This is a genomic window from Brenneria alni (assembly GCF_003666245.1).
Lineage (GTDB): Bacteria > Pseudomonadota > Gammaproteobacteria > Enterobacterales > Enterobacteriaceae > Brenneria > Brenneria alni.
Genome location: NZ_MJLZ01000019.1, coordinates 1 through 21,937, shown reverse-complemented (window position 1 = coordinate 21,937; position 21,937 = coordinate 1). Strand labels below are relative to the sequence as shown.

At 53.7% G+C, this 21,937-nt stretch carries 20 protein-coding genes; 10 read left to right on the top strand and 10 right to left on the bottom strand.

The window, feature by feature from the left end; all coding sequences use genetic code 11:
• Positions 1-5 precede the first annotated feature (5 nt).
• The 5 genes from hyfE to BIY29_RS10100 form a co-directional block, all read right to left on the bottom strand.
• The gene (gene hyfE / locus BIY29_RS10120) at positions 6-656 is read right to left on the bottom strand and encodes a hydrogenase 4 membrane subunit (RefSeq protein ID WP_121575004.1); all 651 of its coding nucleotides are present in this window, start codon (positions 654-656) and stop codon (positions 6-8) included.
• Positions 657-668: 12 nt separating this feature from the next.
• Positions 669-2,123 (bottom strand): hydrogenase 4 subunit D, encoded by a 1,455-nt coding sequence (locus tag BIY29_RS10115; protein ID WP_121575003.1) that lies wholly within the window; start codon positions 2,121-2,123, stop codon positions 669-671.
• Positions 2,124-2,139: 16 nt separating this feature from the next.
• Positions 2,140-3,009, bottom strand: coding sequence for a respiratory chain complex I subunit 1 family protein (locus tag BIY29_RS10110; protein WP_240630077.1), 870 nt, complete (start codon positions 3,007-3,009; stop codon positions 2,140-2,142).
• Between the two features lie 121 nt (positions 3,010-3,130).
• A complete protein-coding gene (hyfB, locus tag BIY29_RS10105) occupies positions 3,131-5,149 on the bottom strand; it encodes a hydrogenase 4 subunit B (protein WP_121575001.1) in 2,019 nt (672 codons plus the stop codon).
• Positions 5,146-5,772, bottom strand: coding sequence for a 4Fe-4S dicluster domain-containing protein (locus BIY29_RS10100; protein ID WP_121575000.1), 627 nt, complete (start codon positions 5,770-5,772; stop codon positions 5,146-5,148). The genes hyfB and BIY29_RS10100 overlap by 4 nt, the downstream gene beginning before the upstream one ends.
• A 385-nt stretch (positions 5,773-6,157) precedes the next feature.
• On the opposite strand from BIY29_RS10100, the gene hybG reads away from it, so the two are divergent.
• From hybG to BIY29_RS10060, 8 genes are all read left to right on the top strand, one after another.
• Positions 6,158-6,427, top strand: a complete 270-nt coding sequence (gene hybG / locus BIY29_RS10095) for a hydrogenase maturation factor HybG (protein WP_121575037.1) — start codon at positions 6,158-6,160, stop codon at positions 6,425-6,427.
• Between the two features lie 84 nt (positions 6,428-6,511).
• Positions 6,512-8,422, top strand: coding sequence for an FTR1 family iron permease (locus BIY29_RS10090; protein WP_121574999.1), 1,911 nt, complete (start codon positions 6,512-6,514; stop codon positions 8,420-8,422).
• A gap of 68 nt (positions 8,423-8,490) precedes the next feature.
• Positions 8,491-9,018: an iron transporter gene (locus BIY29_RS10085; RefSeq protein WP_121574998.1), complete on the top strand. Its 528-nt coding sequence runs from the start codon at positions 8,491-8,493 to the stop codon at positions 9,016-9,018.
• A 110-nt stretch (positions 9,019-9,128) separates the two neighbouring features.
• A complete protein-coding gene (locus BIY29_RS10080; RefSeq protein WP_121574997.1) occupies positions 9,129-10,526 on the top strand; it encodes a Fe-S-containing protein in 1,398 nt (465 codons plus the stop codon).
• 2 nt (positions 10,527-10,528) lie between these two features.
• A complete protein-coding gene (locus BIY29_RS10075; RefSeq protein ID WP_121574996.1) occupies positions 10,529-11,818 on the top strand; it encodes an ABC transporter permease in 1,290 nt (429 codons plus the stop codon).
• A gap of 16 nt (positions 11,819-11,834) precedes the next feature.
• Positions 11,835-12,947 (top strand): ABC transporter permease, encoded by a 1,113-nt coding sequence (locus BIY29_RS10070; protein ID WP_205680326.1) that lies wholly within the window; start codon positions 11,835-11,837, stop codon positions 12,945-12,947.
• Between the two features lie 2 nt (positions 12,948-12,949).
• Entirely contained in the window at positions 12,950-13,666 is a 717-nt protein-coding gene (locus BIY29_RS10065; protein WP_121574995.1) for an ABC transporter ATP-binding protein, read from the top strand.
• Positions 13,653-14,159 (top strand): TlpA family protein disulfide reductase, encoded by a 507-nt coding sequence (locus tag BIY29_RS10060; RefSeq protein WP_121574994.1) that lies wholly within the window; start codon positions 13,653-13,655, stop codon positions 14,157-14,159. The genes BIY29_RS10065 and BIY29_RS10060 overlap by 14 nt, the downstream gene beginning before the upstream one ends.
• Positions 14,160-14,177: 18 nt before the next feature.
• Here BIY29_RS10060 and BIY29_RS10055 read toward each other — a convergent pair whose 3' ends face one another.
• A complete protein-coding gene (locus tag BIY29_RS10055; RefSeq protein ID WP_121574993.1) occupies positions 14,178-15,155 on the bottom strand; it encodes a DMT family transporter in 978 nt (325 codons plus the stop codon).
• A 388-nt stretch (positions 15,156-15,543) separates the two neighbouring features.
• Between BIY29_RS10055 and cbl the strand changes: the two genes are divergently transcribed.
• Positions 15,544-16,497, top strand: a complete 954-nt coding sequence (gene cbl / locus BIY29_RS10050) for an HTH-type transcriptional regulator Cbl (RefSeq protein WP_121574992.1) — start codon at positions 15,544-15,546, stop codon at positions 16,495-16,497.
• Positions 16,498-16,585: 88 nt separating this feature from the next.
• On the opposite strand, the gene BIY29_RS10045 is transcribed toward cbl, so the two are convergent.
• From BIY29_RS10045 to BIY29_RS10030, 4 genes are all read right to left on the bottom strand, one after another.
• Positions 16,586-17,689, bottom strand: a complete 1,104-nt coding sequence (locus BIY29_RS10045) for an iron-containing alcohol dehydrogenase family protein (protein WP_121574991.1) — start codon at positions 17,687-17,689, stop codon at positions 16,586-16,588.
• 115 nt (positions 17,690-17,804) lie between these two features.
• Positions 17,805-18,671, bottom strand: a complete 867-nt coding sequence (locus tag BIY29_RS10040; RefSeq protein ID WP_121574990.1) for an ABC transporter permease — start codon at positions 18,669-18,671, stop codon at positions 17,805-17,807.
• Positions 18,631-19,497: an ABC transporter ATP-binding protein gene (locus BIY29_RS10035; RefSeq protein WP_121574989.1), complete on the bottom strand. Its 867-nt coding sequence runs from the start codon at positions 19,495-19,497 to the stop codon at positions 18,631-18,633. Before BIY29_RS10035 ends, BIY29_RS10040 begins: the two co-directional genes overlap by 41 nt.
• Positions 19,498-19,611: 114 nt before the next feature.
• Positions 19,612-20,631 carry an ABC transporter substrate-binding protein gene (locus BIY29_RS10030; protein ID WP_240630074.1) on the bottom strand — a complete coding sequence of 340 codons (1,020 nt, stop codon included), beginning with the start codon at positions 20,629-20,631 and terminating at the stop codon, positions 19,612-19,614.
• Between the two features lie 318 nt (positions 20,632-20,949).
• Between BIY29_RS10030 and BIY29_RS10025 the strand changes: the two genes are divergently transcribed.
• The coding region (locus tag BIY29_RS10025; protein ID WP_121574988.1) for a malate/lactate/ureidoglycolate dehydrogenase at positions 20,950-21,937 on the top strand (988 nt) is incomplete at its 3' end.

Below are 21,937 nucleotides of genomic sequence, written 5' to 3'. Positions count from 1 at the left end.
GTTATTCACCCTTTCAGCGCGGTCAGTTGTTGCACATCCAGCGTGTTGAGCGTGCGGTAGATTTTGCGGGCCATTAATGCCATGACAATCACCGCGAAAATTGCATCGGTCGCAATACCGATTTCCACTAATTCGGGCGCCCGGTTCGCCAGCAGCGCCAGTGTGAGGTGCGCACCGTTTTCCATCAGGCAATAGCCGAATACCTGTTTGAGAATATTGCGCTGGGTGACAATGCACAGCAGACCGATCATAAAGTGCCCCAGCGACACCGCCAGCGCCGGTTTCAGGGTGCTGACCATCGGTAATTTAACCGGTTCCACCACGAAGTAGCACAGCACCACAATGAGCGTTGCCAGCAGCATGATGACTACCGGGCTGACCACGCCGCCATCAGCCTGCGGATCGTCCAGTTTGCGAAACGCCCGGTACATGATCAGGGGAACCAGTATGACTTTGGTAATGAACGCACTCAGCGACCATATATAGAGCTGAGGGGCCTGTAGCAGATCGGCCAGCGAGACAAAAATCAGCACCAGAACCAGAGACTGCAAGGCATATAGCCAGGCTGAAACCGTTGGGCGTCTGGCGGCGATCACCAGCAGGGAAGTAATAATCAGCAACCCGGCCAGGTTATTAATGATAAGGGAACCAGTCATTGTTAATAATCCTCAGTTCAGCCAGATGGAAGCGATCACGCTTGAACATACCGACATGACGATCAGCACGATCAGCACCCCCTGCATTGCCCAGGGAACCGGCGTGGCGGCAGCAATTTCTTCGGATGGCGCTCCCGGCACGGTGCGGCCAAACCAGTAGAGGAACCAGGCAAAACTGGCGACCGACTCAATCAGCGTGATGATAAGCAGAGGCAGTAGCCAGACGTATTCCCGCGACAGCGCAAACCCGGCGGCAAACAGTGGGAACTTGCTGAAGAAACCGTTAAACGGCGGTACGCCGGTAATGGCCAGCGCGGCGACACAGAATCCGACGCCCAGCAGCGGCATTTTCCGCATCATACCTTTAAGTTTTGGCAACATACGGGTTCCGCAACTGTAGCTGAGTGCGCCAGCCACCAGGAAAAACAGGCTTTTGGCGAAAGCATGGTTGAAGATGTAAGCCACACCCGCTTCAAACGCCATACGCGAGCCGAACGTCGCCAGCGACAAGGTAAAAAAGATATAGGAAAGCTGGGTAATGGTGGAGTAGGCCAGTAAGCGCTTCATGTCTTTTTGCGGCAGATACATGATAAAGCCATAAACCAGCGTGATGGTCGCCATCACCAGACCGACGGCGCCAATAATGTGCGGCACCCGATCGGCGGACAAAATCGCCCTGGCGAATATATAGACGCCGACTTTCACCATTGAGGCCGCGTGCAGATAAGCGCTGACCGGCGTTGGCGCTTCCATTGCGTCGGGTAGCCACATATGCAGGGGGATTTGCGCTGATTTCCCCCAGGCGGCGAACAGAATACCGCCAAACACGATGATTTTACCGTCGGTATTCAACTGCGCCAGCGCACTCAGGGCAAACGTACCGGTATTAACAAACAGCCAGGCCGCCGCCAGATACAGCCCGATGGAGGCAATGTGCGTCACCAGCAGGGCTTTCAGCGCTGAACGCAACGACTTGGGTTGCTGGTAGTAACCGATTAATGCCCACGAGCAGCCACCGGTAATTTCAAAAAACAGCAGTTGTCCAAGCAAGGTGGATGACAGTGTTAACCCGGCCATAGCGCCAATAAACACCAACAGAAAGGCATAATAACGGTTAGTGCCTTCATGCGGGTGCTCCCGGTTGCCTGACGTCAGGTAACCGGTGGAATAGATGCTGACCAACAGGCCGAGGAATACCACGGCAAAACCAATCAACAGGCTGATTCTGTCGAACAGAAACCCAAACAGCTCGGTCTGACCATAGCGGTATAAGGTATAGGTCATGTCCTTTTTACCGCCAGCGAAATAGTCATACGCCAGCCATGCCATACCGAGTGTCGTCAGTAGAGCAAACAGGCAGCAAAACCATTTAGCCTGCCGCTGTGGCAGGATGGCGATCAACAGTGCGCCAATGAATGGCAACAGGATGGTCGCAAGGGCAACATTCTCTGTAGTAAACGTCTCCATGATGAATGCTTACTCCTTATAGACCGGTAAGATAAAAAACGAACGCCAGCGCGGCAACGCCGAAGCCTAACCAGGTAACATGCCCGGTCAGCAGAAAGCGCCCGCGCGCCAGGCTGTTCTCAATCAAGGCGGCGACAAAAAACACCCCGGTCAGCTTGATGAGAAACGCGAGCGATCCCCATGCCAGCGCCGCCAGCGTAAAGGTTTCAGCCTTACCAAACGGGATGAAGATAGAAAGAAACAGGGCGGCAACCACCACCTGTTTCAGACTGATGCCCCATTTCACCAGCGCCAGTCCGGCCCCGGAATATTCCGTCAACGGGCCTTCCTGTAATTCCTGTTCGGCTTCCGCCACGTCGAACGGAATTTTTCCCATTTCGATAAAAGCGGCGAAAGCGCAGGCCAGTAGTGCCATCAGGGTGGCGGTAGGGGATAGCCAGGGACGGCTTGCCAGCATAGTGCTGATATTGCCGATGTTGGTGGAGCCAGCAATCAGTGCGACAACCAGCAAAGCCAAAATCAGGATCGGTTCCACCAGAATGCCAAGCGTTAGCTCGCGGCTGGCCCCGATGCCGGCAAAAGAACTGCCGGAGTCCAGACCTGCCAGAGAAAAGAAGAAACGGAACAGGGCAAACAGATAGAGCAGGGTAATAACATCGCCACCTGAGCCGAACGGTGATACCCACGTCACGATAGGCAACGTCATGGCGACCAGCAGCATCGTACCGATCAGGATGTAAGGCATCAGGCGAAAAACTCCGCCTGCGTATTGGGGCGATACATCCTGACGCTTGAGTAGTTTGAAAATGTCACGATAGTCCTGCAACAATCCCGGTCCTCGCCGTGAATGCATTTTGGCGCGGATAACCCGCGCCATACCCGACATCAGCGGGGCAATAGCCAGCAAGCACAATGCCTGAAGGAAGGCACAGACAATCAGGGTGGAGATCGGGGTTACGCCTGCTGTAACCAGGGTTTCTGTGATTGAACTGATCATCATCTTCTCCTCAGACCATCGTCGCCAGCAGCAGGATCACCAGGGCGGCCACCACATACAGACAGTAGAGCCGGAAGTCGCCATGCTGAATCCATTGAACTGCCCGGCTGGCGCGCTGAACCACGTTTACCAGCGGCATGACGAGGCGCGTATCCCAGAACGGTTCTGCCCGCCCGGCGGCCAGCGTGGTTTGTTCCAGCGCGTTTTGCATCATGGGGGCGGGATCCAGTGTTTTGCGTATCCGGTACAAAGGGGCGAACATCACGCGTAACGGCTGGGTAAAACTGGCGGCGGAAGCCGCCATCCGGGCTTCATAGGCATAGCCGCAGGCCCACGGCGTACCATGCTGACGGAAATTCAGACGACCGCCTTTGCAGCCGACATAAAGCAGTAACGGCAGGACCGGCAAGGCCAGCAGCAGAATGAAAATCAACGGCGTAGACAACGTGGTTTGGCCGGGGTTGCCGGGAAAGACCAGTATGCCGTGCGCCACGACTGGCGTGGCGCTTTCCGTCAGGCTGACGGCAACCTGGGTAATTATCGGGGAAACCTCGCTGGCTCCTACGCCAAGCACCACACATAACAGCGCCAGCAGCAGCATGGCGGAGGTCATCGGCCAGGGAACTTCCCGCGCCTGTGCGGCTTTCTCGCTGCGCGGCGCGCCAGAGAAGCTAATCCCATAGACCTTAACGAAGCACATTGCCGCCAGCGCGCCGGTAATCGCCAGCATGACGATGGCGATTGGCGCAACAAGACGAAGGGAAAAGCCGCCCTCGTGGCTGAGGGTAAACAGCGACTGGTAGGTAAACCATTCGCTGACAAAACCGTTTAGCGGCGGCAGGGCGGAAATGGCCATACAGCCGATCAGAAAAGCCAGCGCGGTATAAGGCATCAAACGTGCGAGGCCCCCCATCTTCTCCATATCTTTGGTGTGCAGACGGTAAATCACCGCACCGGCGCCAAGAAACAGTAATCCTTTAAAGATGGCATGATTCAGCAGGTGATACAGCCCGCCCAGCAGGCCCAGTACCGCCAGCAGCGGGTGATGGGTAGCCATGCCGATCATCCCGACACCCACGCCCATCAGGATGATGCCGATATTTTCAACGGTATGGTAAGCCAGTAAACGTTTGAGATCGTGTTCAGCCAGCGCATAGAGGACGCCTAGAACCGACGAAACAGCGCCGAACGCCAGCACCACCACGCCCCACCAGGCTTCAGCGGCGCCCAGCAAGTCGATCCCCACTTTGATGATGCCGAAGATACCGATTTTCACCATCACGCCGGACATTAATGCCGAGGCGTGGGACGGTGCGGCCGGGTGCGCGCGCGGCAGCCAGCCGTGCAGCGGCAGCATCCCGGCTTTGGCGCCAAAACCAAAGAAAGCCAGCAGGAACACCGTGGACGCCTGCGGCGCAGAGAGGGCCGCCTGTCGGAAATCGGCGAAGTCGAGGCTGTTGCTGTAGCGGTATAGCAGAAAGAAAGCGATCATGATCAGCACAGATCCGGCATGGGCGATTAAAAAGTAAAGCAGCCCGGCATTAATCGCCTCTTCATCCTGATCGGAAATCACCAGGAAATAGGAACTGAGCGACATCACTTCAAAGAGAATAATGAAATAGAAAGCGTTATCGGTGACCACCAGCGCCACCATAGAGGCGATAAACAGGTTCATAAAGAACCCCATCGCCCCGGCGCGCCCGCGATATTCCTGTAAATAAGCCAGCGAGTAGAGTGAGGTAACCACCACCAGCAGTGAAATGACCAGTACCATAAAGGCGGCCAGCGCATCCATCCGCAGGGTTAAATGGGCAAAGGCGGCAAATGGCCCTTCAATCGTGGCGGTCAGCCGCTGACCGTTGAGTAATACCGGCAGGGCGGCGGCAATGCCGCACAGTCCGCCGAGGGCGGCGCTGATACCGCTCAACAGAATAGCCAGCGACTCAAACCGGGACAGACACAACGACAGTAATGCGCCAACCGAATAAAGCGTCAGCGCCCATGCCAACCATTCCAGTGACGTCATCATAATTTATGCTCCCGATCGGTCTCGGCGAGGGGGAAAGAGTTATCGCCAGCAGGCCACGTCATGGCGTGTAGGCGCTTTACGGCAGCCGCGCGTTCGAGCTGTCGATCGTCGATAATCAACAGGGCTTTTGTCGGGCAAACGCGAACACATTCCGGCCCCTGATCCTGAAAGGCACACAAATCGCACTTCACGGCCACACTGCGTACCCCGGCATTCCAGGACAGGAAAGGGTTGATGGAGGACATGCTGACCGGCACATCAGAGAGCCTGGATAAAGGAATATGCTGGCGAAAGGTTTCCGGGATGGCCAACGGCTTACTGCCTGATGGTGTAATTGCACCAAAGGGACAGGCAATGGCGCACAGCTTGCAGCCGATGCAGGTGTTTTCGTTTAATACCACCGCCTGATCCTGATGGGTAATGGCATTGACCGGACAGACCCTGGCGCAAGGCGCATCTTCACAATGTCGGCATAACACGGGCGCGGTGCCGGTGATGTCGCGCTCCACCGTCAGCCGCGGATGCGTCTGCAATCCCTGACGGCGGTGTACCTGCGTACAGGCCGCCATGCAGGTATTGCATCCGATACAGCGTTTAGGCTCCGCAATGACGAAGCGGTTCATAGCCATACCCTCCGGGGTGATTCTGCTAAGGTTGGCTCCGTAAAGCATATTTCGTGCCACGTCATAAGATCCGGATGGCAGACCGCGTGAGATAAAGGATTGAGCAGAAAGGACTTATCGAAAATGCTGGTGACGCCGTGGTGCTCGACATTAGTGTCGACAGTAGGTATCCAGAGCGAGTCGACACTTTTGACGACAGCAAAGAAAACGCAAAACCGGAATTTTTGTGGATGAAAAACAGGCGAATTATGTAAATTTAATAGATGTTAATGTAAAGAAACTTCAGTTTGCCCCGGCGTTGGTGATATTATTGCGTTTGATTTTTTTATTTTGGCATAAAAATTGCATAACATCGTTACTGGTTAAATATACGCGAAGAGTCACTATGTGTCTGGGCATTCCGGGAAAGATTATTGAGCTGGCCTCTGCCGAGCGGCAACTTGCATGGGTCGATGTCTGCGGCGTCCGGCGCGAGGTGAACATTGCGCTGGTCACGGATGGGGTGGACAGTAAGCAGCTGATCGGCTGTTGGATATTGGTTCATGTTGGCTTTGCCATGAGCCGTTTGGATGAAGAAGAAGCTCATGCCACGCTCGATGCGTTACGGCAAATGGAAGAGGTGGAACAAGATGTTACATCTTTTTTGCGCCAATAACTCTTTTTCCGTGATGTAAATCAAGACATATCTGCTCATCACGGTGATAATAAGAATAAATATCATTAATGCTGCACTTCGTTTATGTCTATCTGGCAAAAAATTTTCTTTTCGTTGTGTTGGCTAGTCAGTAGTTCTCTGGTTTTAGCCGCGACCGATTACGCCGCTTTCATCCAGGATATCGAATCCAGACTGGATAAAACGGCTCAATTGTATGAGCAGCAGAAGCCGGATGAAGCCCGTACTGAAGTACAGATGGCCTATTTCGAGGTATTCGAAAATCTTGAAGGCCCCATTCGCATCAATATCTCCGCGCAAAAAAGCTATCAATTGGAAGCAACTTTCGGTGAAATCCGGCGCATGATCGGTGAAGGGAAACCGCTGGCTGATGTGCAGGCGAAAGTGTCCTGGCTGAAAGGGGAACTGAACGCCGTTCTGCCCACATTATCAGACGGCCATAAGCTGGTGGCGCAGGAGCAGCATGGCGCTTATGGCAATGACGAGATTGCGCTGTACTGGCAGCAAAGTTTTAAAATTATTGATGACCAACTGGCGCAGGCGGTGAGTGAATATCAGTCCGGCGATTATAAAAAAGCCAGCCAAAGCGTGCAGCAGGCGCACTATCAGGGTTTTAAAAATTCCGAGATGGAAATGTCCGTGCGGCAAAATCGCTCCTCGCAGCAGGCTGCCGCGATTAATCAACAATTCTCTGCGCTGATCGCTTTGGCGAACCAGCCTGATCAGATGAGCGAAGTAGCTTATCGCGTGACAACCCTATTGCAGGATATTGAAGAGCTGTTGCCGGGGTTGCCTACCACGCGTGACACCCAGCCGGTTACGGCAACGCCAGCAGGTGATAACCCAATCAGCGCCAATGACGTGCCGGACGCTAACTGGGCAAAAATATCTGACGATATTAATCAGGCCATTCTTGCTGCAATAGAAACGTATCGGCAGGGTCAGGTCAAACCGGCGATAATCGCCGTGCAGGACACTTACTTTGATCTGTTTGAAGCCACCGGGATGGAAAATAAAGTCGGCTCCCGTGATGCGGCGTTCAAATCGAAGCTGGAAGGGTATTTTACCCGTCTGGTCAGCCTGATGAATGCCGGGCAACCGGTTGAACAATTGCAGATTCAGGCCGAAGCGTTGAAACAGGATCTGATGAATGCCACCACCATGCTGGGTGAGGGCAATGAGACACACTGGAGCCTGTTGATATATAGCCTGCTTATTATCGTGCGTGAAGGTCTGGAAGCGTTACTGATTGTGGCGGCGATTGTCGCCTATCTGGTGAAAAACAATCACCACGATAAGCTACCGCTCATCCGGCAGTCGGTGTATGTCGCGCTGTTATGCAGCGTCGTTACCGCCGTTATTTTCCAATTACTGTTTACCAACTCCGGCGCCAGCCGTGAACTGCTGGAAGGCATTACCATGCTGATTGCCGTGGTGATGCTGTTCTTTATGAGCTACTGGCTGCTGTCAAAAGTGGAAGCCCGGCACTGGAAAGCCTATCTGGAAGGCAAATTGTCCCATTCTTTGAGCAGCGGTTCGATGGTGGGACTATGGCTGACCAGTTTTCTGGCGGTTTACCGGGAAGGGGCGGAAACGGTACTTTTCTACTACGCGCTGGTGGGTGATGCGAACAACCTGGCCGGTCATCTTTCCATTCTGGCGGGGTTTGGCATCGGATGCGTAATTCTGATTATTGCCTACCTGATCATGCGTTTCACTGTGGTTAAACTTCCGCTTAAGCCTTTCTTTATGTTTACCGGCTGTTTCATGTATCTGATGGCGTTTGTCTTTGCCGGTAAAGGGGTGCTTGAACTGATTGAAGGCAAATTGTTTGAACCGACATTGCTGACCGGCGTACCCGAAATCAGCGGGTTGGGTATTTACCCTTATGTGGAGACATTAATACCGCAAGGGATATTGTTAGTCGCCGCCTTGGCAGCGTTTTGGATCATGCGTCGCAGAGCTTCGGCGATCTGATATTGGAAGCAGTGAAAAGCGCTAAAACGAGAAATTGTCTTTACATTGATGATACGAGGATGGGTTTGATGAATATGCAAAAAAGTCTGATCGCTGGGGCGGTAATCACTGGCATTTTCACCGTGCCGGCAGTGTTTGCGTTTGAAGAGTATCCGGCTGGTGAACCAGTGACCATCAATGAGCTGGAGATCGCTGCGGTTTATCTGCAACCGATCGACATGGAACCCCGTGGCATGGGGCTGCCTGCGGCAAAATCGGATATCCATCTGGAAGCGGATATTCACGCGGTTGAAGGTAACAAAAACGGATTTGGCGCCGGTGAGTGGATGCCGAATCTGACTATCGCCTACACCCTGATCAACACCGATACCGGCGCCAAGCAGGAAGGAAATTTTATGCCGATGGTCGCAAGCGATGGCCCGCACTATGGCGCAAACATCAAAATGATGGGCGTGGGCAACTATAAGGTCACCTACCATATCGACCCGCCTTCCAAAGCCGGGATGCACCGTCATACCGACAGTGAAACCGGTGTTGGCCGCTGGTGGAAACCGTTTGATGTCAGCTTTGATTTTAAATACGTCGGCATCAAGTGATCCCCTGTCCGTGATGATTGTTTTATCATCGCGGTAATGTTCACGCCTCTGTCGGTAATACTGTCAATATCGCCATCAGGGGCGTGAGCTTTCTCGCCTGAGTGTGCGTCATGAGTTATTTCTTTGTTACTACGTTACAGGCCTTTCTGCCGGTGGCGTTGTTGTTAGGGTTGAACTGGAGTCACCGTCCCGCGCCTGAAATCAGGCCGTTAGTCTGGACAACCCTGCTGGCATTGATTGCGGGCACGCTAGTCGGTATCCGCCTGCCCAACGGCCAGCAAGTCCAACTCTGGATTACGAGCATCCAGGCGATTGTCCTGGTGCTGTTTCTTATCAGTCAGTTTTTCTCTCATTCACGTATCGGTTATTTATGGCAGACCATATTGGTTGCCGGTGCGGCGGTCCACTGGGGCATCGATCCTAACCTGAGCGCATTGACCACCACGCATGTGGTGAATACCGACTTGCTGCTGAATTTCAGCGCGGTGATGGTGGCTATTGGTTGGCTGGCGTTCAGCGCCGCGCTGTGCGGCATGATTGTACGGCGCATCCGCATGTTGCGCTGGCCGCTGCTCATTTTGCTGGTGGCGTTATTGCTGTTGCCGTTAAGCGGCAACCTGTTGTTGTTATTGATGAAGCTACAAGTGATGGGGCTGACCAAGCCGCGCCTGAGCTATGTGGCGCAGGTCACCAATAGCGCCTATTTGCTGAATTATCTCAGTGCGCTGTTGATGGCGGTGGCGGCGGCCAGCTATCTGGCGACTTTATTGCGCACCCGCCAGCGGATGCAGGCCGAGACCGACCCCATTGCCAGACGCAAGGCCACCGCCGATTATCGCAATGTGCGTCGCACGGTGCTGGCCACCCTGATTGCGCTGCTGGCGATCGTATCGGGTCAGCTTTACTGGGACAAGGTTGCCTCGCAGCCGCCTCGGCTGTCGGAGGCGTTACCGGTGACGCTTGCCGCAGATGGCAAGGTGCATATTCCCATCGAACAGATTCGTGATGGCAAACTGCATCGGTTTGTCTGGATTGCCGATGATGGCAAAGCGGTACGCTTTTTTGTCATTAATCGTTATCCAGATCGGTTGCGGCTGGGCGTGGTGTTCGATGCCTGCCTGCTGTGCGGCGATCAGGGCTATGTGATGGAAGGCAATCAGGTGATCTGCGTGGCCTGCGACGTGCGTATCTTTATTCCTTCCATCGGTAAGGCCGGTGGGTGTAACCCGGTGCCGATCGAAGGCTGGAGCAATGACGAAAATGAGCTGCTGATTAGCGGAACATCACTGGCGGCTGGCGCCAACTATTTTACCACGGTGGTATCGCTGGCCGTTGTCGATCCGGTGGATGGTTCCACACTCACCAACGTGAAGGCTGAACATAAGTATCGATACGGCGGTAAAACCTATTTCTTCTCATCGGAAGCGAACTACAACCGTTTCCGCGAAAACCCCGGAAAATTTGTTACCTCAACGGCTGCGGCAGACGATCAAGCGGAAGGGGAATAATTATGTTATGGCGCATGTTACGCCAATCCTGGCGCAGAAATGTCCGGCGTAAATCGCTGGCGGTATTGACGGTCTTTTTGGCGGCGGGGCTGATTTCGGCCCTGTTGGCGGTATCTATCGATATCGGCGACAAAATGGCGCGTGAATTGAAATCCTATGGCGCGAATATCCTGATTGAACCGGCGGGACAAGCGGCGTTACCGGCTTTGTTTGGTGAACGCAGCAATCCGCTGGAAGGGCAGGATTTTCTGGATGAGGCGGAACTGCCTAACATCAAAGATATTTTCTGGCGCAACAATATCGTCGGATTTGCGCCGTTGCTGAGTGGCGACGCCGAGATTAACGGACAGCCGGTTGCGGTATTGGGCACCTTTTTCTCTCAACCCGTCGCGGTGCCGGACGAAGAAGATTATCGCACCGGGCAGATAACCGTCAGTCCCTACTGGCAGGTTGTGGGTCAATGGCCGCAGGAGCCGGTTTCCGCAGCAAGAAGCGCTGAGACGCTGGCAGGAAAACAACTGGCACAGCAGAATGGCTGGCAGGTTGGCAGTCAGCTACAACTGCATGGCCCGAAAGGGGCAGCCACGGTGCGGGTAAGCGGCATTCTGACCAGCGGCGGGGATGAAGAAAACCGTTTAGTGATGCCGCTGGCGCTGGCGCAGCAATTGCTGGGGCTGGAAGGAAAAATACAGGCGATTCGTGTTTCCGCGCTGACGGTGCCGGAGAATGATCTGTCACGCCGGGCGCGTGAAAATCTGGAAGCGCTGAATGCCGAAGAATATGATCTCTGGTACTGCACCGCTTATGTCTCGTCGATCGCGCACCAGTTGGAGGAGGCCATTTCCGGTTCGGTAGTTCGTCCTATCTGGCAGGTGGCGGCGTCGGAGGGCGTGGTGATCGATAAAATCCAATTGTTGCTGGCCGTGGTCACTTTTGCGGCACTGATTGCCGCCGCTATGGGGATCGCCTCACTGATGACCAGTACCATTATGGAAAGAGCCAAAGAGATTGGCTTGATGAAAGCGTTGGGTGCGCGGCAGTGGCAGATTATGTTGCTGTTTTATCTGGAAGCGGCATTGAGCGGTTTGCTGGGCGGTATTGCCGGTTGTGTGGCGGGCTGGGGGCTGGCGAAAGCCATTGGCCTGATGTTATTTGGGGTCCCACTCAGTTTTGCCTGGATTGTTATCCCCTGCGTGCTGATGATTTCGATGCTGATCGCCGTGATTGGCACCTGGTTTCCGGCCCGGCGTATTGCCAGACTGTATCCGGTGGAGGTGCTGTATGGCCGCTAATGCCTGGATGAATGGAATGTTCTGGCGGCTGGTGATCCGCGCATTACGGCTACGGATGCAGCGGGTCAGCGTCGTATTCGCCGCCCTGACGGTAGGCGCGGCGATTGTCACCGCCATGTCCGCCGTCTATTTCGATATTAATGCCAAGATGAGCCAGGAACTGCGTACCTTTGGCGCGAACTTTTACATCGGTCCGGCGCGTGGAAATTCGCTGCCCCAGCCGACTTTTCAGCAGATTGTTGATCATGCGCCAGCCGGGCTAATCAATGCCGCCAGCCCATATCTCTATGGCATGGCGCGGACCGAACTGGAGAAAGTGGTGCTGATGGGCGTGTGGTTTGAATCATTACGCCCACTCGCGCCGTATTGGCAGGTGAAGGGAAACTGGATCGGCGTCAGCTTTGACGATCGCAATGCGATGATAGGCGTCAAGCTGGCGGAACGGCTGAACGTTAAAGTCGGTGACGACATTACGCTGGTTGGCGATGGCAGCAAGCAGCGTTTGCAGATTAAAGGCATAGTGGAATCTGGCGATGCCACGGACAACATGCTGATCGTAAATCTGGATCTGGCGCAGAAGTGGCTGGATAAAGAGGGAACGGTCAGTAATGCGCTGTTCAGCGTCAGCAACGATCTGGGGCAGGTGGATCAATTTGCCGGGCGATTACAGCAGCAATATCCACAACTGGAAATTCGGCCGATCCTAAAGGTTTCCGCCTCCGAAGGCCAGGTGTTGAATAAGATCAAAGGGCTGATGGGACTGGTTTCGGCAGTAATACTGGTGCTGTCCTCGCTGTGCGTTAATACCACTCTGATGGCGATTGTCGGTGAGCGCGCCCGTGAGTTTGCCTTACAGAAAGCGTTGGGCGCCAGTGGGCGGGATATTGTCTATCAGATGCTGGCGGAAACCGGCATCATTGCTTTGGCCGCGGTGGTGTGTGGTTCATTGCTGGGTTATCTGCTGGCCCAGATACTGGGAATGGCGGTGTTCAACGCGACGATCTCGCTGCGGGTCCCCGTCTTCCCGCTGACGCTGGCGCTCTCTCTGTTGGTCGCGGCAGTCGCGGCCATTGTTCCCACCCGACGAGCGATTTATGTCGAACCGGCCAACGTGTTAAAAGGAGAGTGACGATGTCCTCATCAATAAATATTCAGGGCGCGGGGCAGACACCAGAAGCGGTGATTGAAACGCGTCGGCTATATAAACGCTTTGGACAGGTTACCGCGCTGGAGAATATTAATATTCGCATTGCCCGTGGCGAGTTTGTGGCCATTATGGGGGCATCGGGATCGGGCAAAACCACCCTGATGAATATCCTCACCTGTCTGGATACGGTCAGTGAGGGTCAGGTTTTGCTGGATGGTATTGATGCCGCAGCGCTGGATGAGGAAGGGCGGCGAAAATTCCGGGCGGATAAAATCGGGCTGGTGTTCCAGCAATTCCACCTGATCCCCTTTTTGACTGCATTGGAAAACATCATGCTGGCCCAGCATTATCACAGTATCGTGGATGAAACCGCCGCAAAGCGGGTACTGGAACAAGTGGGGCTGGAACACCGCATCGACCATTTACCCAGCCAGCTTTCCGGCGGTGAGCAGCAGCGGGTGTGTATTGCCCGTGCGCTGGTGAACGAGCCGCCGGTCATCTTTGCCGATGAACCGACCGGCAATCTGGATGAAGAAAATGAACAGCGGGTACTGGATCTGCTGAAAGGCTTACACCATCAGGGCCGCACCATTGTAATGGTGACGCACAATCCTGAACTGGGAAAATTTGCCGATCGCATTATTCGTTTGCAGCACGGTAAATATTTCGGTGAGGAGGTTAATCATCATGCTGTGGCGTAAGGGGTTAACCCTCTCTTGCCTGCTGGCAATGCTGGTGTTGTCTGGCGGCTGCAAGGAAGAACAGGTGAGTGTCGGGGCGAAAGCGCCTGCGCTGGCCGCGTATGATTTAACCGGTCAACAGGTTGATCTGACCCGCTGGCAGGGGAAACGCGTTTACCTGAATTTCTGGTCTTCTGGCTGTGGTGGCTGTCTGGCAGAAATGGCCACGCTGGAAACGCTCAATAAGCGCTATGGCGATAACGTGGTGGTGGTGGCGGTCAATACCGACCCGGACGGCGTGGATATTTCCCCGCTATTGGAGCAGCAAAAGATCAGCTACCCGGTTATCCGCGACCAACTGGGGATCACCAAAGAACGTTATCAGGTTATCGGCACCCCCACGTCGTTTATCATTGACGGCGACGGTAAGGTGATGGCACAGCACCAGGGCGCAAGAGATGAACAGCAATTAACCGTGCTGTTTGAGCAACTTGCCGGTGGGGGAGGCCGCTAACATACAATATACAGCGACTTACTTCCCTGCTGATGGCGAAACCACCACCGGCACCACCAGCGGTTTGGGTTTGATTCTCATCGCATAAATCACGCCAATTACCAGACAGCCTACGCCGCCTAGCGTCAGCATCGGCGGCCAGCTTTGCCGCAGCATAAAGGCGTAACTGAGCGCCGCCAGCGTTTCGAATACAATCAGCGGACCGAGCAGCACAGTTGGCAAACGCTGGCTGGCTTCATTCCAGCAGAGCGTGCCCAGCCAGGAGCAAAACAGACCGATGGCAACCATCAGTGAAATGAATACCGCAGGGCGCGGGCCAAACGGCAGGGCGAACGCCTCACGGCTGAAAGCAAGATGACCGCACACCAACATATATCCCAGCAAGGCTAAAGGCAGCGTGACAACGCCCTGTGCGGTCGCCCAGGTGATCGGGTTTTGATCGGTATGTTCACGCAGCCAGCGGGCATTACGCAACGGATACCAGGTCCAGCAGATCACTGACACCAACGCCAGCATGATGCCGCTAACATAGCGCCAGGCGTCCAGCGTTATCGATAAGGATTTCAATTCGGCGATATTCACACAGACAAGCCCTGCGACGATCAGCGCCAGCGCCGGTATCAACTGACGCCACAAAACCCGGCCCTCCCGTTGGGAGTAGAGCAGATTCGCCGTTACGGCAATCACCACCGGTAATGTGCCAATAATCATGGTTGAAACGGGCGCACTGGTGCGCTGAATGGCGCTGGCTAGAAAAAAGTAGTAGAGCAGGTTGCCAACGGTGGTTAATTTGGCGGCTTCCCACCAGTCCTGGCGGGTTAACCGACGTAGCCGACGTCGGTCAAGCCAGGCCAGCGGCAAGGCGATCAGGCCGAACGCCAGGTAGCGGCCTGTTGATTGCAGTGCGGCTGGGTATTCAGGCACCAACAGGGGGCCGACAAACACTAATCCCCACATTAATCCAGCGCAAAGGGCAAAGAGGATACCGGTTAGCATGATGAAACCTGTTTTTTCACTATATACCCGTCATCTTTCAAGTTGCAGGTGTGTAGGCTCCTGACCATTCGTTCAGTTGCCGCCTTGCGGCGGGCAGAACCGCCCACCATAAATTCATGGGTATGATTCGTTAGATCTGGAGATTATAACCAATACCAAAAAGAAGTATCGTTCAATGGATGTCTAAATTGTTTATTTTCACTGGTTTTTTAATTGATTGAATTCAGTGGAGTTATTGTTTTGTTCGCGTTTCTTCCTTTCAGAAAGATTCAGGTTAACTGTTCTTAGTATAAAAAAATATAATCAAATCCATTTCCTTATTTGTCCCGGACACCATTCCTTCGTATCAATGGTACACATGAATGTTGCAATAGTGATGGAGTGAAGGGTGAATTTTCAGCAATTGAAGATTATTCGTGAATCAGCACGGTGTAATTACAATCTGACCGAAGTGGCGAATACCCTGTTTACCTCTCAATCTGGAGTGAGTCGCCATATCCGTGAGCTGGAAGAAGAACTGGGGATTGAAATATTTGTCCGTCGTGGTAAACGTCTGCTGGGAATGACCGAACCGGGTAAAGAGTTGCTGATTGTGGCAGAACGTATCCTGAATGATGCCAGCAATATCCGTCGGTTAGCTAACGTATTTACTAACAATGATACCGGGCAACTGGTGATTGCCACCACCCATACTCAGGCGCGTTATAGCTTGCCGCAAGTGATCAAGGCGTTCCGCGCACTTTATCCGCAGGTGCGTCTGGTGCTGAATCAAGGCACGCCTGACGAGATTGTGGCGATGCTGCATTCTGGGGAAGCCGATATTGGCATTGCCAGTGAACGGCTGATTAATGATCCCTCGCTGGCGGCTTTCCCCTATTACCGCTGGCACCATTCGATTGTCGTGCCGGAGGATCATCCACTGGCTCAGGAGCCAGTGGTGACGTTGGATATGCTTAACGCGGCGCCGTTGATTACCTATCGTCAGGGTATTACCGGGCGTTCCCGTGTGGACCGGGCCTTTCAGGCTGCGGGCATGTCGCCGGAGATTACCTTGAGCGCCCAGGATTCCGATGTCATCAAAACCTACGTGGAATTGGGGCTGGGAGTCGGTATTCTGGCTGATAAGGCTTACGATCCACTGCGTGATAAAGGGCTGGTGAGGCTGAATGCTGAACATCTGTTTGAGGCGAACACCGTGTGGCTGGGGTTAAAAAAGAACCAGTTACAGCGTAACTATGCCTGGAAGTTTATCCAATTGTGTAACACCGAGCTGTCTCTGGCTGAGATTAAAGATAAGGTGTTTGCCGAGAACGACGAGAATGTGATTGATTACCAAATCTGATCGCTTTCCTTGATTTCTAACCGATTGAGCAGCCAGATAAATTCTGTCTTACCACCTTTTCCCCGGAAAAATTTCCGGGGAAAAGGGATCAGGCCGCCTGGTGATCAGCCGCGAATCCTGCTAGCTGTTGTGTGGCCCATAGCGCATTTTTAATGCGCTCAGGCTCTACAGAGAACGGCAGTAATGCGGCGATGTGGGGTTTGATTTTTACGTTTTTGGCGATCTCCTCAATCTGCGCAGGCCGATCGTCAAGACCGAGTAAAGTCAGCGTTAATGGGCTACCGTAACGCAGAAGCTGTAATAGCAGTTCTTCTCTATCGCTGGCATTGTCATACTCAAGGATCGCCTGAGCCGCCAGTCCGAACCCTACTTTTTCCCCGTGTAACCAGTGATGCAGTTCCGGCAAACGGGTCATGCTGTTGTGAATGGCATGAGCGACGCCAATGCGCGGTACGTCGTCTTTCATACTGTTGGCAATCCCGGCCAGTGCTATCACCGCATCAATGACTTTGCGCAATGCTGGCGTAACCTGCTTTTGCTGGTTATCGGCAAGGGCCTGTACGCCATAGGTATTAAACGTATCCACCGCCAGTCTGGCGGCCTGCGCTTTTAACGCCAGCGCCAGCCCCTCATCGCCATTGCGCAGGTAAGGCAGAAATTCGTACCACTTTGCCAGTGCATCTACGATACCGGCTTTCAGGTAACGCGGGTCGCTTTGTGCTATCACATTGTTGTCAACCAATACCCATACTGGAAGCCGCTTCAGCGCCAAAGGCCCCTGATGCGCCCCCGTATCCCCGTAGATCACGCTGATGGGCGACCAGGCTGCACAGGTGGCGGCAATGGTAGGTACGGTAATCACCGGCAACTGCCCCAAATATTCTCCGGTAGCTTTTGCCGCATCCAGTACCCGGCCACCGCCGATGCCCAGAATCAATTCCGCGCCATGTTTCCGTGCCTGACTAACCAGCGTATCAATGGCCGCCTGCGTACAGTCGCCCGGCAGATATTCAATCCGCCAGGCGAGACCGTGTTGAACCAGGCTGTGTTCAACCTTTTCAGCAGTGGCCTGCCAGGCTTGCGGACTGGTAATGATCAGCAGGGTTTTGGCGAAAGGCGTAATATATTCACCAACATTATCGATAATGCCATCACGGTTCAGATAGGTTTGTGGTGCTTGAATTGCAATCATGTCACGGTAGCTCCTGCCGTTAGAAAAACACAACATCCGGTAATAATAGTGAAGAGTCTGCGGTCATAAGAACAGTTCCAGCACTGCATGGATGAAATTGCTCTATCACAGGGGTTTACCGCTGCATTCCCCAGCGTTTTACCGTTATTTTTTCAATAGTGGCAAAAATCAGACCTTCCACCAATAAACCAATAATGATAACGGATGCCAGACCGGCGAAAACACGGTCGGTGTAGAGTTCATTGCGGTTCTGAAAAATATACCAACCCAGACCGCCCCCACCGCTTGATGCCCCGAAAACCAGCTCGGCGGCAATCAGTGTACGCCAGGCGAACGCCCAGCCGATTTTCAGACCGGACAGAATGGAGGGGAGTGCGGCGGGAATTAAAATAGCGGTGACGTAGCGCCGGCCTTTTAACCCATAGTTCCGCCCGGTCATCCGCAGCGTTTCCGACACGCCGAGAAAGCCAGAGTAGGTATTCAGCGCCATCGGCCACATCACGGAGTGGACAAGCACAAAGATCAGGCTCTTTTCTCCCAGGCCAAACCACAGCAGCGCCAGCGGTAGCAGGGCAATGGCGGGTAACGGGTTGAACATAGAGGTTAATGTCGCCAGCAGGTCACGCCCGGTACGGGTTGAAACCGCCAGCGCGCTAAGTCCCAGCGCCAGCAGGCTGCCGATGATATAGCCCTTGAGCAGTGTACCGAGCGAAATAATCACTTTTTCCGGCAGTTCACCGCTGGCGAGATCGGCGCTAAAGGCATGAAAAGTTTGCAGAAAGCCGGGAAACATCAAATCGTTTTTCTGCCAGCGGGCGGCAACTTCCCAAAGCACAATCAGCGCCAGTAAAATGACCAACTTGCGCACCCATGCCTGGTTCCACAACCGGGTTGTCAGGGGCAGCGGCTGTGCCAGTGTGAAATCGGTAAGCGGCGTCAGCTCACGCTGATACTCGGGCCGGACGGGCGGTTGGATGCTCATAATGTTTACCCTGATGCGTTGCGGCTGGCGTGGATATAGTGCCTTCAGCCGGAAAGAGAAGATGGTGTATACGTTGGGCCGTCGCCTGAAAAGCCTCGCTGCCCTGGTCAGCCATGACAAACTGGTGGCAGTTGATTTCAGCACGAACCCGTCCCGGATGTGGGGAGAGCAGCAGCACGCGACTGCCAACAATTAAGGCTTCCTCAATGGAGTGAGTGACAAACAGCAGCGTAAACCGAACCTCTTCCCACAAGAGCAGCAACTCTTCCTGCATTTTACGGCGGGTCAGCGCATCCAGTGCGGCGAACGGCTCATCCATTAATAATACTTTGGGCTGCATGACCAGCGCTCTGGCGATCGCTACCCGCTGCTTCATCCCACCGGACAGCGTATGCGGATAGGCGTCGGCAAACTTCACCAACCCGACTTTCTCAAGAAAATACATTGCCCTGTCCCGTGCTTCGCTGCGAGTGGCCTTACGGCTGGCTACCAGCGGGAACAGCGTGTTTTCCAGCACGGTTTTCCACGGCGGCAACTGATCAAACTCCTGAAACACCATGATGCGGTCTGGGCCTGGCTGAGTGACGGTTTCACCATCCAGACGGATCTCGCCATTCACCGGCGGCAAGAATCCGCCAATCGACTTCAGCAGACTGGACTTACCGCATCCAGACGGCCCCAGCAGCACGAAACGGTCGGCGGGAAACACGTCAAAACTGACGTCATGCGTTGCCCGTACCAGGCTGCGCCGGGTGCGGTATTCCAGCCCGACGCCGTCTATCTGCAATAGCGGCTGCGCTGAGGTGTCGTTATTAGGGTTACCCATAAATCCTCCTGTGAGTGATTATCTGGTCATTCGGTGACGTTTGCCGGTGGCGCAGGTTAAATACGGGCAACCAAATTGGTTTGGTTACCCTCGGCAAGACGATGATCCCGGTTGTTAGCTGCCCGGCTGGTCATGGATCTCACTAAAGAAGTAATCTTTCCAGGAGTCTGCTTTGTTTTTCAGCACCCCAAGCTGATGTAATTTTTCGGCATAAATATAGGTGCGCTGGGGGATGACGGTGAAGTCGATTTCAGGATCTTCCACAATGCGTTTAACCAGCGCCGGGTCGAGCCGTGATTTTTCTACCCGGATATAGGTTTCAGCCGCGGCGGCCTTATCGGCTTTGATAATTTCAGCGGCTTCTGCCAACGCATGGTAAAAAGCGCGATAGGTTTTGGGGTTCTCATCGTGAAATTTCTGGGTGGTGTACAGCACGTTGAATGTTGCCGGGCCGCCTAACACATCATAAGAGCTGAGAATTTTATGCACGTTCTTATGCTCCAGCGCTTGATACTGGAAAGGAGGGCTGGAGAAGTGAGCATTGATTTCAGAACCGCCGGCAATCAGCGCCGCGCTGGCGTCGGGATGGGGCAGACTCACGCTGATTTTGTCAAAGCGTTTAAAGTCGTCCACGCCGTATTGTTTGGCGGTTTCAATCTGCAACGTGCGGGACTGGAATCCCACGCCGGCCGCCGGTACGGCAATACGATCCTTATCGCTTAAATCACCAATGGTTTTCACCGCCGGATTATTACTCAGCAGGTAATTGGGCATCGATCCCAGCGAGGCAATAGCTTTGACATTTTGGCGCCCGCGGGTGCGATCCCACACCGTCAGCATCGGCGGTACACCGGCTGACGCGACATCCAACGCGCCGGACAGCAGTGCTTCATTGATGGCGGTGGCGCCGGAAAGCGTGCGCCAGTCTACCTTGATATCAAGCCCCTGTTGTTTACCGTGTTTCTCGATCAAATTTTGATCGCGCACCACATCCAGGATCAGATAACCGATACCAAACTGCTGGGCTATGCTGATGTTCCCTTCCGCACCTGCGCCAAAGGAGGCTAACGTGAAAGCCAGCGTCGCCGTGAGGGTTAAGCGACGGAGTGTGTTATTTTTGGGAGGATTATTCATTTTCTTCTCTTTTTTAGCAAAACATCATTTTTATTTGAACTACCCGCAAAGCAGCTAAATAAATTGAATTTGATTCTGATACGTCTGGTTTAAGGCAACAATCTTGTTGCATCCTATTTTCTTCTGTATTTATTACTAAAGTCCTTTTTGGAATAACTTAGAGTAAATGTTTTACTTCTTATCGAAAATCAATTCAATATCAGATGGCGATTGCTTTAGCACATTATTTGCTATCGATAGTTTTATTTCTCAGTTAGGTATAAAAATGCCAGCGTTATAGTGTTGCCTACATTATTTAATCAGTATTCAGAGGCGATTATGCCGGTATTTAGTCACCATTTTTTACGCGATTATTTGCGCTCGCAATTAGTGAATATTGAGGTCGATGACGGTGTAGCCGGGATCGTGGCGGATAATTTGGTGGAGTCGAGTCTTAAGGGGCATGATTCACACGGCGTCAGTATGCTGCCTCGTTATATCGCGGCCATCAGGGAGGGCGGGTTATCTCCCGATGCCAATGCTGAAAAAACCCTGGATTTCGGGTCGCTGATTTCCTTTGACGGCCAGCAGGGATTCGGTCAGGTGGTTGCCAGACAGGCGTTAACGGAAGGGATTACGCGTGCTCAGGCTCATGGCGTCGCGGTCGTCAGTCTTGCGGATGCCCACCATTTGGGGCGCATTGGCGCCTGGGCTGAACAAGCGGCTGAAGCCGGGCTGGTTTCGCTGCACTTCGCCAATGTCCATTCTACAGTGGTGTTACCGTGGCAGGGGGAGCGGCCACGGTTCGGTACTAATCCTTTCTGTGTGGGTGTGCCGGTAGCGGGGGGCGATCCGGTGATTCTGGATTTCGCCACCAGCGTGATTGCCGGTAATAAAGCGCGTATTGCCTGGAACGAAGGTAAACAATTGCCCCCCGGCTGCATTGTCGATAGTCAGGGGAACCCAACGGTCGATCCGCGCTGGCTGATGGAGCAACCGCTGGGAGCGCTCCTGCCGTTTGGTCAGCACAAAGGGGCGGGGTTATCGCTTATCTGCTCGTTGCTGGGGGCCGCCTTGACCGGCGGCAGAACGGAACGCACGGTAAAAGGAGAAAAGAAACAGATTATTAATAGTATGCTGTCTATTCTGATTGACCCTCAACGATTAGGCGGCGCTGAAACTTATCAGCAGGAAATCCCCGCTTTATTAGCCTGGGTTCGTCAGTCACGTGATGACGGGGAGTTATTATTGCCGGGCGATCCGGAAAAACAAAAATATCGGCAGCGTATTGAAGAAGGTATTTTCGTTGATGATACCAGTTGGAAAC